14 protein-coding genes and 1 pseudogene are annotated in these 15,292 nt (G+C 71.6%); 3 read left to right on the forward strand and 12 right to left on the reverse strand.

The genetic code is table 11. The features are described 5' to 3' along the window. Positions 1-105: 105 nt before the first annotated feature. Complete coding sequence (locus BUS84_RS11055; protein WP_074311101.1) at positions 106-1,305, reverse strand: low temperature requirement protein A; 1,200 nt, start codon at positions 1,303-1,305, stop codon at positions 106-108. 206 nt (positions 1,306-1,511) lie between these two features. Then, positions 1,512-3,047, reverse strand: coding sequence for a flavin-containing monooxygenase (locus tag BUS84_RS11060; protein WP_074311106.1), 1,536 nt, complete (start codon positions 3,045-3,047; stop codon positions 1,512-1,514). A gap of 220 nt (positions 3,048-3,267) precedes the next feature. Here BUS84_RS11060 and BUS84_RS41195 point away from each other — a divergent pair, with 220 nt between their 5' ends. From BUS84_RS41195 to BUS84_RS41205, 3 genes and pseudogenes are all read left to right on the forward strand, one after another. Continuing rightward, the gene (locus BUS84_RS41195) at positions 3,268-3,531 is read left to right on the forward strand and encodes an AraC-like ligand-binding domain-containing protein (protein ID WP_084757338.1); all 264 of its coding nucleotides are present in this window, start codon (positions 3,268-3,270) and stop codon (positions 3,529-3,531) included. Beyond that, a pseudogene (locus BUS84_RS41200) lies at positions 3,458-3,841 on the forward strand (cupin domain-containing protein); the annotation flags it as partial. The gene BUS84_RS41195 and the pseudogene BUS84_RS41200, both read left to right, overlap by 74 nt. 81 nt (positions 3,842-3,922) lie before the next feature. After that, positions 3,923-4,231: a helix-turn-helix transcriptional regulator gene (locus BUS84_RS41205; RefSeq protein ID WP_425293447.1), complete on the forward strand. Its 309-nt coding sequence runs from the start codon at positions 3,923-3,925 to the stop codon at positions 4,229-4,231. Between the two features lie 44 nt (positions 4,232-4,275). On the opposite strand, the gene BUS84_RS11070 is transcribed toward BUS84_RS41205, so the two are convergent. The 10 genes from BUS84_RS11070 to BUS84_RS11115 form a co-directional block, all read right to left on the reverse strand. Beyond that, entirely contained in the window at positions 4,276-5,217 is a 942-nt protein-coding gene (locus BUS84_RS11070) for a sensor histidine kinase (protein WP_244298471.1), read from the reverse strand. A 127-nt stretch (positions 5,218-5,344) separates the two neighbouring features. After that, on the reverse strand, positions 5,345-6,562 hold the full coding sequence (locus tag BUS84_RS11075) for a PP2C family protein-serine/threonine phosphatase (RefSeq protein WP_244298472.1): 1,218 nt from the start codon (positions 6,560-6,562) through the stop codon (positions 5,345-5,347). Between the two features lie 211 nt (positions 6,563-6,773). Then, positions 6,774-7,283 carry a hypothetical protein gene (locus BUS84_RS11080; protein WP_074311114.1) on the reverse strand — a complete coding sequence of 170 codons (510 nt, stop codon included), beginning with the start codon at positions 7,281-7,283 and terminating at the stop codon, positions 6,774-6,776. Between the two features lie 14 nt (positions 7,284-7,297). Further along, positions 7,298-8,080, reverse strand: a complete 783-nt coding sequence (locus BUS84_RS36610) for a hypothetical protein (protein ID WP_084757340.1) — start codon at positions 8,078-8,080, stop codon at positions 7,298-7,300. Then, positions 8,077-9,333 (reverse strand): MCE family protein, encoded by a 1,257-nt coding sequence (locus BUS84_RS11090; protein WP_074311117.1) that lies wholly within the window; start codon positions 9,331-9,333, stop codon positions 8,077-8,079. Before BUS84_RS11090 ends, BUS84_RS36610 begins: the two co-directional genes overlap by 4 nt. Further along, entirely contained in the window at positions 9,330-10,757 is a 1,428-nt protein-coding gene (locus BUS84_RS11095; RefSeq protein ID WP_074311119.1) for an MCE family protein, read from the reverse strand. The genes BUS84_RS11090 and BUS84_RS11095 overlap by 4 nt, the downstream gene beginning before the upstream one ends. Further along, positions 10,754-12,004 carry an MCE family protein gene (locus tag BUS84_RS11100; protein WP_208869574.1) on the reverse strand — a complete coding sequence of 417 codons (1,251 nt, stop codon included), beginning with the start codon at positions 12,002-12,004 and terminating at the stop codon, positions 10,754-10,756. The genes BUS84_RS11095 and BUS84_RS11100 overlap by 4 nt, the downstream gene beginning before the upstream one ends. Beyond that, a complete protein-coding gene (locus tag BUS84_RS11105) occupies positions 12,004-12,984 on the reverse strand; it encodes an MCE family protein (protein WP_074311123.1) in 981 nt (326 codons plus the stop codon). The genes BUS84_RS11100 and BUS84_RS11105 overlap by 1 nt, the downstream gene beginning before the upstream one ends. Then, entirely contained in the window at positions 12,981-14,012 is a 1,032-nt protein-coding gene (locus tag BUS84_RS11110; RefSeq protein ID WP_074311125.1) for an MCE family protein, read from the reverse strand. The genes BUS84_RS11105 and BUS84_RS11110 overlap by 4 nt, the downstream gene beginning before the upstream one ends. Next, entirely contained in the window at positions 14,009-15,292 is a 1,284-nt protein-coding gene (locus tag BUS84_RS11115) for an MCE family protein (RefSeq protein ID WP_074311127.1), read from the reverse strand. Before BUS84_RS11115 ends, BUS84_RS11110 begins: the two co-directional genes overlap by 4 nt.

A 15,292-nucleotide genomic window follows, 5' to 3' on the forward strand; every position in this document is an offset into this window, starting at 1 on the left:
CCCGGCTCGACGGCGTGCCCGAGAACCTATCCGAGGTGCTCGCCGCTCCGCAAGACCGCGCTCGGGCTGCCGTGGCAGGTGGAGTCGGACAGACGCAGCGCCCGGCTACAGCGGCGGATTGGTTCCCGGTCCGCGCCGGTGGCCGAACCCGTCGGAGATGGCGATCGCGGCCAGGATCAACCCGGCGGTGACGACCGCCGCGACCGGCGGAAGGAACACCATGGGCGGCGCCGCCACGACCATCGCCAGCGCGCCGAGCAGCAGCACCCGGCAGCGCGGCCCGTTGGGGGACAACTGCTCCAGGTAGGTCCGCCCGATCAGGAACAGCACCGGGCCGCCGAAGATGATGACCACCAACGCCCAGTCGATCGGCGGATCCGGGTTCTCGATGACCTGTCCGAAGCCGACCGCGGTGCAGATGATGCCGCCGACGATGAGCAGCAGGCTGAAGCTCGCCCACCGGGACAGTTGCATCCCGTCCCCGGCCGAACTGGCGACCGTGTCCCGACCCGGGCTCAGGTGGTAGAAGTAGATCCGCCAGAACGCCACCACCGCCACGAACGCGGCGACGAGGGTGATGGTCCGCAGGGTCGAGAAGCCCGGAAAACTGATGGTGATGCCGGCTTCGAGCACCACCTCGGCGAGCGCGATCATGAAGAACTGGTTGTACCGCTCGGCGAGGTGCACGTAGGAGACCCCGACCCAGGCGCTGCGCCGTGCCCCGGCAACCCCGAAGGCGGGCCAGTTGGTGGCCGCCCCGACGACCTCGATGGCGAGCGCGATGGTCCAGAAGACGCCGCGGCCGAGCCCTCCGCTGATGCCGCCACCAATCCACAGCACGGCGGACACCGCGTGCCAGCTCAGCACCCGGGCCGAGACCTCGCGCATCGGGTGGCCCCGAAGAGCCCACGTCAGGTAGAGCGGGCGGCCGACCTGAATGAGGACGTACGCGCACGCGAAGATCACCCCACGCTGACCGAACGCCTGGGGCAACGTGACCGCCAGCACCAGCGTGCCGAACATCGTCGCCAGCAGGACGACCTGGATGTCGGTGCGACGTGGGTCGTAGGTGCTCGCCATCAGGGCGTTGAGCGACCAGATCATCCACATCGCGGCGAAGAACAGCACCGTCTGGCCCGCCTCCGACAGCAGCGCGTGCCGGACGATGGTCAGGTCGTCCGCGACCCGCCCGGCGAGACGGGCGAGCACGAAGACATAGACGATGTCGAAGAGCAGCTCCAGGACGGTCGCCCTGGGTGGGCTCCTGCTGTCCCCGAGCCCGCGAATCGCTGCGCCTGTCAGCACGGAGGGGGTCAGCTACCGGTCAGGGCCGCCGGCACGGGCACGGGGACGTCCAGCCGCCAAGCCTGGTGGCGATGCTCGGTGATCCGCCCCGCCGCCATCGCCCCCGCGCCTCCTCACCGACCGTCCACCCCATCCGTGATGAGGCATTTTATCCCGTTAGTTACCCACTTCTAACGGTTATCGCGAATACAGCTCCGGATGTCGCCTCACCGCGCCACGGGACGGGCCCCAGCCGGTTCGACCCGGCCGGTCGCGCCGCCACCGGCGGTACGCCGGATCATGCGGGGCGTCACCCTGCGGTAGGAGCGCGGGTCGACGGGCAACAACCACTGCCGGGCCCGTGCCAACCGACCGAGGTTGAGCCCGAGTTCGTCGAGCACCTCGTCGATGTTGTGCATCGAGAACGGGATGACGTTCGTGCCCCGGGCGTGCCGCCCGCTGGTGCGCGCCGCCATCCAGGCCACGCGCGTACGAACCTGCTCGCGCATCCGGTCCGGGGGCGGCAGTGTGATCCCGCCCCGCAGGTGGGCGGCGGTCCAGACCGCTGCCATCTCCGCGCTCAGCGGGCTGAAAAACGAGGAGTTGTAGCCGGCGAAGGTCAGGCGTGGGACATCGATCGGCAGGATCTGGCGGTGGAGCATGAAGTTGCCGGCGGCGTCCTGAAGCCGGGCGTGCAGCGCGTCATCGAAGAACGGAACGTGCTGCCGGAAGCCGGTGCCACAGATCACCAGGTCCGCCGCGAGCACCGTGCCGTCGTCGAGGCGGGCCGCCGGTCGGCCGCCGTCGACCAGGAGCTCTGTGATCGTCCGGTCCCGATGGACGGTGATGCGGCCGTCGACGACGCGCTCGAAGAAGCCTTCCGTCGCGAGGCTGACGGTGCTGCGGGCGATGTCCTGGAAGGTCCCGTTCGGCACGATGCCCAGCTCGCGCAGCTTGAGCTGCCGGGTCGCGACCGACCCGACGCTGTCGAGCAGCCGACGGCGCAGGCCGTCTCCCGGACCGTGCAGGAACCGCTCGACGCCTTTGAGGCTGAGGTAGCGGAACAGCGCCTCACCCATCCGGGTGAGCAGGAGGTACTTGTAGTTGAGTGCGCCGCCGAGCTTCCTGGGCATCTTCCAGAGCAGCTCGCGGGCGACGAGGTGGGTCTGGGCGGCGACGTCGCTCAGCGGGACCGCCACGTCACAGGAGGACTTGCCGTATCCGACGACGAGGACGTTCTTTCCCCGGGCCGCCGCGAGGTCGTGGAAATCGCCCGCCGCCAGGACGCGTCCTCCGGCGGCGGTGAAGTCCTCGCGGCCGTCGAAGGACGGAACGAGCGGATCGGAGAAGATGCCGTTGGCGACGATGAGGTGGTCGTACCGCTCCAAGGTCACCGGGTCCTGACCCGCCGGGCGCGACGTGAGCAGCCACCCGGTCTCGTCGTCAAGGAGAGCCGCGGAGACGACCTCCGTGGAGAGACGCAGGACGGCGCCGAGCCCGAACATCTCCACGTAGCTCTCCAGGTACTGCTGGACCTGCTCGCCCGTCGGCCACTGCGGGTAGTGCGCGGGCATGGGGAGGTCGGAGAGGTGGTAGGTGCCCTTGTCGTTCTGGGTACGGAGGCCGGGGTACCGGCGGGTGCGGCTCCACACCCCGCCGACGTCGGGCGCCTTCTCAAACACGGTGACGTCGAAGCCACTCTGTCGCAGCACCTTCGCTGCGCTCAGGCCGGCGAATCCAGCGCCGACGACGGCAATCCTCATGGCGGCCTCCCGAGAGTGTGTGACCCGCTGGCGACATACCGCGGCAGCAGGGGCGCCGGCGGTGTCAGCACGCTAACGGGCACGGCGCAAGGGCCGCTATCCGCTGCGCGCGGGGTCTGTCCGCTGCGCGCAGCCGGCTGTTCCTTGTCGGGTCGGCGGCTTTCCTCTGCTGTCCGCCCGGGTCGCGTCCTAGGGTCAGCGCAGCCCCGGGAGGTGTCGGATGGTTGCCGTGACGGTCAGGACGGACGACGTCGAGCACGCTCGTGCCGAGGTGGGTCGCGTCTTCTGCCCGCACCGGCTCACACCGCAGGCGGGTGTCCGCGACGTTCGGCTGCGGATGGCGGCCCGCCGCGTGGCAGGCGTGGGCATCATCGACCTCGACTACGGGCAGGCGGTGTGGATCCAACCCCCCTCCGCTGGAGACCTTCTATCTCGTGCAGATCCCCCGCAGCGGCAGCACGATGCTCCGGCACGCCGGCCGTAGCGTGACCTCGACGCCCGACGTCGCCTCGGTCCTCTCCCCGTACGACGCCTCGGACATGCACTGGTCAGCGGGTTCGCCGCACCGGATCTTCTACGCCGACCGGCGCACCGTCGACCGGGAGCTGGCCCGCCTGCTGGGCCGTCCGGTGGACGGCCCGGTCCGCTTCGACATCGGCATGACCATGACCACGGCCGCCGCGAGGGCCTGGGCGCGCGGTGTGGACTTCCTCGCCGACGAACTGTCGCAGCCGCTGGACGCGTCCCTGTTCGACCACCCTCAGGTCGCCGCTCGGTTCGAGCAGGGACTCATCGGCAAGTTGTTGCTGGCCCACCGGCACACCTATTCCGACCAGCTCGCCGAGCCGGCGCGCCATTCGGCCCCCGGGCACCTGGTGCGCCGGGCCTGCGCCCTGATCGCGGACCACCACGGCGAGGCACTGACGGTCGGGGATGTCGCGGAGGCGCTCCGGGTGAGCGTACGAACGCTGCAGGACTGCTTCCGCCGGGAGTTGCAAACCACGCCAACGGCGTACGTGCGCGCATGCCGGCTCGAGGCGGTCCACCGCGCGCTGCGGGCGGCCGGTCCCGGCGCGTCCGTGACGACCGTTGCCCTGCAACACGGGTTCGTCCATCTCGGCCGCTTCGCCAGCGACTACCGGGTGCGCTTCGGCGAGTCGCCGTCCACGACCCTGCGGGGCTGACGGCCTCCGGGCTCAGCCGCGGCTTCCCGTGCCACCCTCGGCCGTCAGCGGTGCATGTGCAGACGAATCGTGGTGCCGCCGGGCATGGTGTGGACGCGCACGAGATCGCAGAGTTGGTTGACCAGAAGGAGGCCTCGGCTGCCGGGCTGCTGCGGTGGCACAGGAATCCGGCCGGCGAGCGGATTGGTGATGTGCCCGGTGTCGGTGAGCTGGCAGATCAGCCGGGTGTCGTCGGTCCAGACCGCGAGGGTGCCGCCGCCGGCAGTGTGCTTGACCGTGTTCGCGGCCAGTTCGCTGACCGCCAGGGTGAGGTCGGAGACCCGGTCGGGGGACAGACCGGCCGCGATGGCCTCGGCGGTCACCACCCGGCGGATGACCGAGAGGGCGTGCAGGTCGATGGTGATGGTTCTCGCCTGAGCGGGCGGGTCCTGCAGCGGCAGGTTGAACCCTGCGGCCACCGCCACCGGGTCCGCGTAGTGCGGGCTCTCCCGCACCACGCTGCCCATCTGGACGACGGGATGGGTGCGGTGGGCGTCGTCGAGCCAGCGCCGGTCCAGGTGACTGGTGTCGTAGGGGCAGAGGATGGTGGCCGGCCGCCCGGCGAACGCGGCGTTGATCAGTGCCTCGTGCTGGGCGCAGGCGGGGTATTCGGTCGCGCTACGCCCGGCCCAGATCGGTTCGCCGATGATGCGCACCCGCTTGCCGGCGTGGGCGGCGGCGAAGGCGAGCAGGACGCCCGGAATGATCCGCCCGGGGTTGCGCCCGGCCACCCCCATGTCGTGCAACTGGACCCTGCCCGCTTCGGTGCCGAGGGCGGTCCGGATGTGGTCGAGGTTGTCCCCTGGGACGGCGACCATGACTGGCTCGTCGGCGACGAGACCGGCCTCGATGAACGGCAGCGTGCCCGCCAGGTACTCCTCGTGGTCCGCGTAGAAGAGAGCGGGGTGCGCGAAGCTGTCGGTCCTGGTGGCGACGGAGATACTCAAGCTGTGGCCTCCGAGGTGCGTGACCCGGCCGCCTCGTCGGCCCCGGCAGGATCAGGCCGGGGACCTGCGTGGCACCGGTCAGGTGCAGTGTACGGGGGACAGCTCCGGAACAGCCGGTCAGAGTCGTTCACGCGATACGTCTGTTGGTTGAGTGGATGGCGAGCAGGGCGATGTCGTCGGTGGCCTGCTCGCCGGCGAGCATGGTCATGACGCGGGCGCAGACGTCTTCGGCGAGGCCTGGTTCAACCGCTGCGCAGAGCCGGCCGATGCCGACGTCGATGATCTCGCCGCGGCGTTCGACGAGCCCATCGGTGTAGCAGATCAGTACCGCGTCGGAGGGGAACGCGACCTCGGTGCACCGACGGGCTGGCTGGCGTGGGCCGATACCCAGTGGAAGATCAACGGGAATGGTCAGCGGGTCGGCCGGGTGTCCTGGTGCGGCCAGGACGGGTTGCAGGTGCCCGGCGAGGGAGACCCGGATGGTGGCGCGATCCGGGGAGATCATGGCGTAGAGGACCGTGGCCAGGTTGCCGGTCTCGAAGTGTTGGATCTTGCGATCGAGCAGGGTCAGCGCACTGGCCGGGTCGTCGCAGACCAGCGCGTAGGCGCGCAGCGCGCTGCGGAGACGACCCATGACGACCGCCGAGCGCAGGCCGTGTCCGGACACGTCGCCGATGACCACACCCAGCCAACCGGAGGGCAGGGTGAACACGTCGTACCAGTCGCCGCCGACGCCGGCGTCGTGACCGGGTACGTAACGGGCCGCCATGTCCACACCTGGCGTGTCGGGCAGGTGGGTGGGTAGCAGGCTGCGTTGCAATGCGAGGGCGGCGCTGCGGTCGAGGCCGCTCGCCCTGGTCCGACTGGCAAGGCTCGCCCGGTCGGCGGCGAGTTGCAGCAACCGCACGTCGTCATCGGTGAATCGGTGCGGCCGCAGGCTGCCGACATGCAGGACGCCGATCAGCTCGCCCCCCACGAGCATGGGCACACCCAGCAACGAGCGGACCCCCCGGCCGATCAGAGCCGGGTCGTCGGCGTCGGCGACGTCGTCCAGTATGACGGGCTGCTTCTCCTGGGCGATCCGGCCGGCGAAGCCGCGGCCGACGGGGATCCGGGCACCTTCTCGGACCTCCTTCCCCAGGCCCTTCGTCGCGGTGGCCACCAACTGCTGGGCGTGCAGGTCCAGCAGCAGGATGGCCGCGGTGTCGACGCCCAGCACCTCTCCGACACGATCGAGGAGCTCGTCCAGAAGGTCTTTGACGTCAAGCTGGGACAGCGCGGCGTCGGTAACCGCCTCGATGCGACGCAGCCGCTCGTCGCTCCCGCTCCCCTGCACGTCAATCACGTGCAGGAGCCTAACCCTTCCGAGCCCCTAGCCAGGTCACGAGGAGGGCCGATATCGGTCCAGACCGTCGGGCACCCACCGGCCGCCCAGGGGGAAAGGGAACCCAGGCGCCGGGTCGATGGCCAGAACCATTGGGCGCTTTCGGCCCTTTTCGGCCATTGGCCGCGACGCCGGGAGCCACCCCGGCCTACGTCAAGCTCACCGGTGCGCGTCAGATGGCCGCGGCCCTGGCCACCTTCCACTCCCCGTTCACCGGGACCAGCGTGAGCACCACCCGGTTCTGGTCGACCTTCTCCCCGGCCGTGTTCACGTTGCGCCGGTACTGGTTGAGGTACACGAGCAACTCGACCCGTTCGGCGGTCGCGGTCACGACGCCCGTCGCGGACACCTCGGCCGCGACGACCGCCTGCTGGGTGGCAGCGGTCTGCTTCAACGCCGCCGTGGTCTGCTCGTACTCCTTGCCGAACGGGCCGGTGGCGAAGGTGCGGCCGTTGGCGACGCTGTCGTCGAACGTGCGGTAGTCGTAGGAGAAGATCGCCTTGGCGGCGGCGGGCGCGGTGGCAAGCGCCTGACGTACGGCGCTGTCCCGCTGCTCGGCGCGGTGGTCGCCCCACCAGCCGGCGCCGGCGACGGTGGCCGCCAGGACGATCGCGACGACCAGGGCCGGAACGAGCCGGATCCGGGTGGGGCGCAGCCGGGAAACGCGGACCAGGGTACGCATGTGTCCTCCCTCACTCATCCGACGAACTGCAGCCGCGACACGAGCCACCGTCCGGATGCCTTGTCGCGGACGATGTCGAGCTGGATCCGGTAGTGCGACGGCCGCCCCTCGGGTGCCTTGACGTTCTTGACGGTGGCGTCGACGGCGACCAGCACGACCGCTCGGTGGCGATCCCCGGAGACCAGCCCGGCCCGCAGCACCGATCCGCGCGAGTCGACCTTGTTCTCCACCACCGCGGCGCGGACCTGCGACTGCCCCCGGGTGAACTCGTCCTTGAAGTCGCCGGTGGCCCCGGCGGTGATCCGCTGGATGTCCCGGTCGACGCTGGCCGCGCTGACCGAGACGAAGTTGACGCTGGCCTGTTTGGCGGCGGCGACGGCCTGTTGCCGGGCCTGATCGGTCGCCCGGTCGACGTACCAGCGGTGGCCGGTCACGCCGCCGGCCATGACCGTCGCGGCGAGCACGGCCACGAGCAGGAGGATCAGCGACCGTCGCTGGGGCGTCGACGTGGCTCGCTCACCCGTGCGACGGCCACCGGAGACATCCTCCGGGGTGGCGTCCGAACTCGCGGGGTCGTCTCCGCTCGCCGGGTCCGCGGCGTCCGCCGGGTCCTCGACCGGCTCCTGGTCGAGCCGCTCCAGCAGGTCCTCGATCGGCTCCACCGGTCGGGGAAACTGGCGGGGCACGATCCGGCGCTGCGGAGCCCGGCCGGGCACCCCGGGCTTGGCCCCCTTGATGACTTTCAGCGTGTGATCCCTCCGGGCCTGCATCTCCCCCTCCTTCTTCCCGCCGCTCATGGCGTCACCCCGGCCAGCAGCAACTGCTTCCACGACTGGTCCCCGGCCAGCCGGGACTGCCCCCCGGTCCCGCCGAACTGCAACGGTCGGCCGTCCGAGCCGAGCACCAGGCCGGTTGCCGGGTCGTACCCGCCGGTCTCGCTCCCGGCGGTCGGGGCGTCGGCCGACCGCCCCGCATCGGGGGCCGGTTCGCGGCCACCCGGTCGAGGGGCGTTGGCGGCACCGCGCACGCTGGCGCCGGCCGCCCGCTCCCCCGCAGCGCAGGTGGTTCCGCCGCCGCGGTACACGCAGGACGGCGGGTCGTCGACGTTGAGGACCAGACCGAGGTGCGCGGTGCCGTCGCCCGGGGTGACGGTGAAACCGCCGGCGACGGCGATCGGGTACACCACCAGCAGGTGCTCGATGCCGGGCAGCCGCCGGGCGGCGATGCCGTTGACGGTCACCAGGTTGGCGAGCAGGGCACCGACGGTCGGTTCCAGCCCCCGCAGCAACGCGACCAGTTCCCGGCCGGCCGGAGGCCCGGCGGCGAGCAGCCGCCGCAGGTCCGGGTCGGCGTCGCGGACGGTGGCCGCCAGCTGGGCCAGTCCTGCCGCCCACCGGCGCAGCGCCTCGGCCGACTCGGCCTGGGAGGTGAGCACGGTCCGCCCGTCGTTGATCAGCGCGAGTGTCTCGGGAAGGCGGGTGGTCGCATCGGTCAGCAGCGCGTCCCCGTAGTCCAGGAGTCGGGCCAGGGCCAGCTCGTTGCCCTCGAACGCGGTACCGAGTTCGGTGATCAGGACGGTGAGGTCCTCGGGGCCGACGGAGCGGACCAGAGCGTCGAGATTGCTCAGCAGTACCTCCGGGGCGAGCGGGACACCGGTCCGCTCGGCCGGGATCACCGCGCCGTCGGTGAGGTACGGCCCGGTGTCGCGGTCCGGACGCAGGTCCACGTACTGCTCCCCGACGGCGGAGCGCTGCGCCACCACGGCCCGCAGGTCGTCCGGTACCCGGACCTCGCGCCGCAACCGCAGGTCGGCACGGACCCCGTCACCGCGCAGGGCGACCGCGGCGACCCGGCCGACGGGCACCCCGCGGTAGGTGACCGGGGCGTTGGGGAAGATTCCGCCGGCCCGGGCGAGGTCCAGGTGGACGACGTAGCTTCCGCCGAGCAGCCGGTCGCCCAGCCCGACGTAGCGGACGCCGACGTAGCTGACGCCGAGGACGCTCACCAGCAGGAACGCCAGAACCTGCACCTTCGCGGTACGTCCGATCATGGCTTCAGGCCCCCTGACAGGACGTCCGGCAGGCTGCCGATCTGCCCGATCACCGCGCCGGTCAGCGGCAGGACGCACTGTGCCGACATGACCGTGCCGGTGGGCAGTTCGGTCCCGACGGGAAAGACCGTGCCCGGCGGTACGAGGCCCTTGGGCAGGATCAGTCCGCCGACGGGCACCGTCGAGCCGGGCTTGAGCAGGACGCAGCCCTCCGGCAGCAGACAGTCCTTCGGCGGCGTCCAGGTCGCGGGGAAGTTGCGCGGGTCAGGCAGGCATTTCAGGATCGGCAGGTCGGGCAGCGGGCGTGACCCGCCGGGGGGTCGCGGTACGGCAGGTGTGGCGCCGCCGGTCGCCGGCGCTCTGCCGTGGGTGGCTCCCTTCGGCGGCGTGGCCGGACGGGCCGGGGCGGCGGGGGCGGCCGGGGCGGCGGCGACCAGGTTCGCCAGGATCGACGCCGAGTCGAGGTCGGCGGTGATGGAGAGGTTGACGAAGTCACCGACGATCGCGCCGGTGACGTTGGGTGGGAACGGGTAGGACAGCATGAAGTCCAGCGACTTCGGCAGGTCGTCCCCCGCACGTGTCAGCTGCTCCAGGATCGGTTGCAGCGCCCGGACGTCGGCCAGCGTGTCGTCGCGGCTCCGGTTGACGACCCGGGTGCCGACGTCGCCCAGCCGGTCCAGCGCGGTCAGCGCCCGGGTCAGTTGGGCGCGCTGCCCGGCCAGCACCGTCAGGCCCGGGGCGAGGGAGTCCACGGCCTCGCCGAGCACCTGCTTCTGGCGATGGAGCCGGCCGCTGAGCCGGTCCAGGGCGTCGAGAGCGCGGACCAGGTCGGCCTTCTGCTTGTCCAGCCCACCGATGAACGTGTCGAGCTGGTCCAGCGCGTCCCGGACGGCGGGCTCCCGTCCGTCGAGTGCGGCGCCGAGCTCCTGGTTGATGGTTCTCAGTTGCGCCAGACCACCGCCGTTGAGCAGCAGCCCGAGGGCGGCGAGGACCTCTTCCACCTCGGCACCGCGAGCGGTGCGCGACAGCGGGATGAGGTCGCCGTCGGCGAGTCGACCGGCGGCGACACCGGTGGGCGGCGGCGCCACCGTCACGTATTTCTCGCCCAGCAGGCTGCTCTGCCGGACGGCGGCCGTCGCGTTGGACGGCAGGCGTACGTCGGTGCCGATGCGCAGGGTGACCCGGGCGGTCCAGCCGGCCAGGGAGATCTTCTCCACGCTGCCGACCGTCACGTCGTCGACCTTCACGGCGGCCTGCGGCACCAGGTCGAGCACGTCACTGAATTCCGCGGTGACGGCGTATCCGTCGCCCTTCGGGGCGCCACCGGGCAGCGGCAGGTCGGCGAGGTCGGGCAGGCCGCACCCGGCCGGCAGGATCACCACCACGATCGCGCACGCCAGGGTACGCAGGATGCGGGGGCTCATGACACACCGCGCAGGATGCCGCCGAGGGTGGGGTCGCTGGTGATGCCGGAGCCGCCCGGCGCCTGGTTGGGGATCGGCGCACCGGGGGAATGGAGGAGAGGGTCTCCCGGTGAGGACCCGCCGCTCGCCGGGGCGCCGGGCGGCAGCTTGAGGAGCTTGCGCAGCTGGTCGGTCATGGGCAGCCCGCGCGAGTGCAGGGTCTGCGCGAGTGCCTTGCACTTGGCGGGCACCTGCGCCGCGGGCAGCTGGTCCACCATCAGCGAGCAGGCGAAACCGGCGGGGTCGTAGGGACCCATCACGTTGTCGCGGGTGTCCAGGGTGCCGGATCGCGGGTTGTAGGCCAGGTTGAGGTTGCTCAGGGCGAGCGGGGCGACGTCGAGGATGTCGATGACGGCCTGTTGCTGGCGGACCAGGATGCCGGTGATGTCCGCCAGCGCGGCGACGTTGGAGGTCAACGCGTCCCGGTTCTGCCGCACGAACGTGGTCACGTCGGCCAGCGCGGTGGAGAGGTTGCGGAGGGCGGCGGCCAGTTCGTCGCGCTCCCCGGCCAGTTGTTCGGCGACGTCGGCCAACTGCTGGTTGAAGGCGCGCACCTCCCGGTCACTGCGGGCCAGTGCGGTGGTGAAGCGCTGCAGGTTGGCGACCGACCCGAAGAGGTCCTGGCGCCCGTCGGAGAGGGTGGCCAGTGCCCGGGACAGGCCGTCGAGGGTGTCGTGCAGGTTCTGTCCGTTGCCCTCCAGGTTGGCGCGGCCGGTGGCGACCAGGTCGGACAGTGCGCCGTCGCGGTTGGCGCCCTCCGGGCCGAGGGTGCGGTTGAAGTCGTCGAGCGCCTGGTAGATGTCGTCGATCTCCATGGGAGCGGCGGTCCGCTCCAGTGGTATCTCGGCCCGGTCGGCGAGCGCGGCTCCGCCCGCGTAGGCGGGAGTGAGCTGGACGTAGCGGTCGCTGACCACGCTGGGCGGCACGATGAGCGCCTGCGCGTCGGCGGGAACGGTGATCTCCGGGTCGTAGGACATGGTCACCTGGACGGTTCGGCCCTGCGGGGTCACGGCGACCACCTCGCCGACGCGCACGCCCAGCACCCGGACGTCCGATCCGGGGTAGACGCCGACGGCGCGGTCGAAGTGGGCCACGACCCGCCGCGGGGGTGTGCCGTCGCGGAGAACGACCGCGCCGGCGGCGACGGCCACCAGGAGGGTGGTGCCGACGGCGACCGGCCGTCGCCACCGCTGCATGGGTCCGGGCATCAGCGGCCTCCCGTGGGCTGGTACGGCTGGAGCAGACCGGAGACGTACGAGTCGAACCAGCGGCCGTTGCCCACCACGTTGGCGAACGCGGTGACGAACGGCCCCATCCGCTGGATGGTTTTCTCCAGGTCGTCCCGGTTGCGTTGCAGGACGGCGACGACCTCCCGCAGCTTGTGCAGCGCGGGAGCGAGCTGGGCGCGGTTGTCGCTGACCAGACCGGAGAGCTGCGTGGCGAGTTCGTCGGTGCCGACGAGCAGCTTGTGGATGGCGTCCCGACGCCGGCTCACCTCGGTCAACAGTGCCTCGCCGTCGGTGACCAGTGCGCGGAACTCCTCGTCCCGGGTGGCGAGCACGGCGGTCACCTGGCGGGCGCGGTCGAGCAGCGCCCGCAGTTCGGCGTCGCGTCCGGCGACGGTCCGGGAGAGCCGGGAGAGGCCGACCAGGGAGGCGTTGACGTTCTCGGGGGTGTCGGCGAAGGTCTCGGACAGTGTGGTGAAGGCGGTGGCGAGCTGGTCGGTGTCGACCCGGTCGAGGGTGTCGGCGAGCCCGGTGACCGCCTGCACCACGTCGAACGGCGCCGCGGTGCGGGCGAGCGGGATCTGCCCGCCCTCACGCAGCCGGCCCGGTCCGGCCGGTGCGAGGGCCAGGTACTTCTGGCCGAGGACCGTCTTGATCCTGATCGTGGCGCCGGTGTCGGCGCCGAGCCGGACGCTGTCGTCGTCCACCCGGAACCGGACCCGCACGTGGGGCGCGCCGTCGCGGGCGAGTTCCACGGCGGTCACCTTGCCGACCCGCACCCCGGCGACCCGCACCTCGTTGCCGGTGACGAGTCCACTGGCGTCGTGAAAGGCCGCCTGGTAGCCGCGTCCGGTGAGATCGGCCAGCCGGTCGAGCTGGAAGGCGCCCAGCAGGGCGGTGACGATCAGCACCAGACCGAGCGTGCCGACGACCACGGGGTTGCGTTCCCGAAACGGTGTCACTGGCTGCCTCCGGCGCATCGGGCGGCCGGGGCGCTGAACGTGGGCAGGTCGAGCGGCGCCCGGCCCGACACCGCCACGTTGCCGTCGAAGTCGCAGAGGTAGAAGTTGAACCACGAGCCGTGGGAGGCGACGCGGGTCAGCGACTCGTACCGTTCCGGCAGCCGCCCGAGGGTGCTGTCGATGACGGCCGCGTTGCGGTTGAGGGTGCCGGAGAGTTCGTCCAGGGCACGCACGTCCGCGGCGAGCGGTGGTCGTACGTCGCGTAGCAGCGACGACGTGGCATCGGTGAGCTCACCGATGCTGACCAGCGACTCGCCGATGGCCGTGCGGTCGGCGGACAACCCGGAGACGAACTGCTGGAGCTGGCTGATGCTCTGGTCGAGATTCTGGTCCCGTTCGGCCAGCGTGCCCAGGACGCCGTTGAGGTTGGTGATGACCCGCCCGATGACGGCGTCCCGGTCGGCGAGGGTGTTGGTCAGTGACGCGGTGCGTTGCAGCAGGCTGCTGACCGTGCCGCCCTCGCCCTGCAGCACCTGGATGATTTCGTAGGCGAGCTTGTTGACGTCCTCCGGGTTGAGTGCCGTGAACAGGGGCCGGAATCCGTTGAACAACACCGTGAGGTCCAGCGCCGGCGTCGTCTGGCCGAGCGGGATCAGGCCGTCGGGCCGCAGTGGCCGCCCCTCCCCTGGCCCTTCGCTCAGCGCCACGTACCGCTGGCCCACCAGGTTGCGGTAGCGGATCTTGGCACGGACGCTGGTGGCCACCGGAACGTCGGAGGTGACCGTGAAGGTCACCTCGGCGAGCGTGTCGTCGACGACCCTGATGCCGCTGACCCGGCCGACCTGCACGCCAGCGACGCGGACGTCGTCGCCGGGGAGCAGGCCGGTGACGTCGGTGAACCGGGCCCGGTAGGTGACGCCGCCCGGTGGAAAGGCACCGAGGGTCTGCGCGAGCAGCGCCGTCAGCAGCAGGGTCACCGCGGCGAAGACCACCAGCTTCAGCAGGGGTGCCACCGTTCTGGTGCTCATCGCGCGTTCACCACCCCTCCGCGCAGCAACGGCCCCCAGAGCAGGACCGCGATGTCGGGAACCTCCGCAGGCAGGATGCCGGTGACGGCACCGACCAGCGGCTTGACCAGCGCACGCTCCTCGCCGGTGGCGGCCCGACCCATCGCCGGGGAGCCGCTGGCCGGCACGGCCGCCGCCAGGCCGACCGGCAAGGGGGTACTCGGGCGAGCGTCGCCGTGGTCGTATCCGTCGACGATCGACACGCCGGGCGCCGGCCGCTTCGGTTGGGGCAGGCCCCGGCACTGCGGCCCGTCGTGCGCGCCGTAGACGGGCTCGTCGCGGCCCTTGTCGTACTTGCCGCCGTCGCGGGTGACCTCCAGGGTGACGTGCATCCGCCCGCCGGCGAAGGCCTTCTCGACGTGGGGTTGCAGGGCGACCAGGCCGCTCATCAGGCACGGATACTCGGGGGCGTAGGTGGCGAGCAGTTCCAGCACCGGGCGGCTCACCTGGCCGAGCTCGATGAGCTGGTCGCCGTGCCGGTCGAGGAAGCCGCGGGTGGCGTCGGCGGTGTCGGTGGTGTCGGCGAGGAACGCCGCCAACTGTGCACGCTGGTCGGTGACGGTGCGGGCGGTGACGGTGACGTCCCGGAGCAGGGCCAGCAGGTCGGGCAGGGCGGCGTCGTAGCTGTCCAGCACGACGGCGAGCTTGCGGACGTCCTCGGCGATGGTCGGCATCGCCGGGTTGAGCTGCCGCAGGTACGCGCCGAGCCGCTCAACGTTCGCGCCGAGCTGCTCGCCGCGTCCGTCGAGGGCCGTGGCGATCGCGCCCAGCGTCGCGGCGAGCTGGTCGGGCCGCACCGCCTGGAGCAGCGGCAGCGCCTCGTCGAGGACGCGTTCCAGCTCGACGGCGGTGCGGCTGCGGTCCTGGGTGATCACCGCGCCGCCACGGATCGGTACGCCGCTGGCGCCGGCCGGTGGCACGAGTTCGACGTACCGCTCGCCGAAGAGCGTCTTGGGCAGCAGCCGGGCGCTGACGTCGGCGGGGATCCGCGGTGTGGTGCCCGGGTCCAGGGCCAGCCGGATCGTCGCGCCGGCGCCCTCGCTGCCGACCGAGCGCACCTCGCCGACGACGACCCCGCGGACCTTGACGTCGGCGCCCGGGCTGAGCTGCAGGCCGGATCGGCCGGCCTGCAGGGTGACCCAGGTGACCGACGTGAACGCCTTGCGGTACTGCAGCACGGAGGCGGTCAACGCCGCGGTCAGCACGGCGATGAAGACGATGCCGAGAATGCGATGTCTCAT

This window comes from Micromonospora cremea (assembly GCF_900143515.1).
Classification (GTDB): Bacteria; Actinomycetota; Actinomycetes; order Mycobacteriales; family Micromonosporaceae; genus Micromonospora; species Micromonospora cremea.

Excerpts from the sequence above, each read along its gene's own strand:
- BUS84_RS11060 (WP_074311106.1), bottom strand. The coding sequence starts at position 3,047 with ATGAGGATTGCCGTCGTCGGCGCTGGATTCGCCGGCCTGAGCGCAGCG.
- BUS84_RS41195 (WP_084757338.1), top strand. The coding sequence starts at position 3,268 with ATGGTTGCCGTGACGGTCAGGACGGACGACGTCGAGCACGCTCGTGCC.
- BUS84_RS11080 (WP_074311114.1), bottom strand. The coding sequence starts at position 7,283 with ATGCGTACCCTGGTCCGCGTTTCCCGGCTGCGCCCCACCCGGATCCGG.
- BUS84_RS36610 (WP_084757340.1), bottom strand. The coding sequence starts at position 8,080 with ATGAGCGGCGGGAAGAAGGAGGGGGAGATGCAGGCCCGGAGGGATCAC.
- BUS84_RS11090 (WP_074311117.1), bottom strand. The coding sequence starts at position 9,333 with ATGATCGGACGTACCGCGAAGGTGCAGGTTCTGGCGTTCCTGCTGGTG.
- BUS84_RS11095 (WP_074311119.1), bottom strand. The coding sequence starts at position 10,757 with ATGAGCCCCCGCATCCTGCGTACCCTGGCGTGCGCGATCGTGGTGGTG.
- BUS84_RS11100 (WP_208869574.1), bottom strand. The coding sequence starts at position 12,004 with ATGCCCGGACCCATGCAGCGGTGGCGACGGCCGGTCGCCGTCGGCACC.
- BUS84_RS11110 (WP_074311125.1), bottom strand. The coding sequence starts at position 14,012 with ATGAGCACCAGAACGGTGGCACCCCTGCTGAAGCTGGTGGTCTTCGCC.
- BUS84_RS11115 (WP_074311127.1), bottom strand. The coding sequence starts at position 15,292 with ATGAGACATCGCATTCTCGGCATCGTCTTCATCGCCGTGCTGACCGCG.